The organism is Streptomyces sp. LARHCF249 (assembly GCF_052871255.1).
In genome coordinates this window covers 1-893 of record NZ_JBIXJQ010000038.1, presented here as the reverse complement: position 1 = coordinate 893, position 893 = coordinate 1, and the positions used below count along the sequence as shown (strand labels likewise).

General features: G+C 66.4%; 1 protein-coding gene. It reads right to left on the bottom strand.

Annotated features, from left to right (window positions below):
• Positions 1-10: 10 nt before the first annotated feature.
• Positions 11-846 (bottom strand): IS5 family transposase gene (locus tag ACIPUC_RS37275; protein WP_446594879.1). Its coding sequence is split into 2 segments (ribosomal slippage): positions 11-496 and positions 499-846, totalling 834 coding nucleotides; the frame shifts between segments, so codons are not numbered across the junction.
• Positions 847-893 lie beyond the last annotated feature (47 nt).

Genomic DNA, 893 nt, shown 5'->3' with positions numbered 1-893 from the left:
TTAGAGGTCCCTAACAAAGGTGTTGGACGTGTCGGTGGGTGATGAGGCAGGTGGCGAGTCCGAGGAAGGCTTCGTGGGTGTCGTCGCGTCGTTCCCATCGGATCCGTAGCCTGCGGAAGCCGTGGAGCCAGGCGATGGTCCGCTCCACGACCCACCGGTAGACGCCGAGGCCGGAGCCGTGCGGGACACCTCGGCGGGCGATCACCGGTTTGATGCCCAGCGCCCAGACGAGACGGCGGTATTTGTCGTGGTCGTAGCCGCGGTCGCCGAGCAGGGTGTCGGGTCGGTTGCGTGGCCGTCCGACCAGGCCGGCGACCGACGGGATCTTCTTCAGCAGGGGTATCAGCTGGGTGACGTCGTTGCGGTTGCCGCCGGTCAGCGAGACGCCGAGCGGGATGCCCTGGCCGTCGACGATGAGGTGGTGCTTGCTGCCCGGACGTGCACGGTCGAGCGGGCTGGGGCCGCTTTTGGGCCCCGTCGAGCGGCCCTGACGTGGGAGGAGTCGATCACCGCCCGTGACCAGTCCAGCTTCTTCGCGACCCGCAGCTGCTTCAGCAGCACCAGATGTAGTTGGTCCCACACGCCGGCATCGTTCCACGCGGCCAGACGCCGCCAGCAGGTCATGTCTGATCCGAAGCCCAGCTCCTGCGGCAGGTACTCCCACTGGATCCCGGTATGCAGCACGAACAGGATCCCGCAGAGTGCCTGCCGGTCCGGTACCCGAGGGCGCCCCTCCACCTGCTTCGCCGCCGGCTCAGGCAACAACGGCTCGATGAGCGACCACAGTTCATCCGACACGATCCACGGCCGCGACTGACGTTTCCCCACGGCCAGACCAACGACCATCCGGACTGAAGGCCACATGATCAACAGCTTCTGTTAGGACCTCTAAG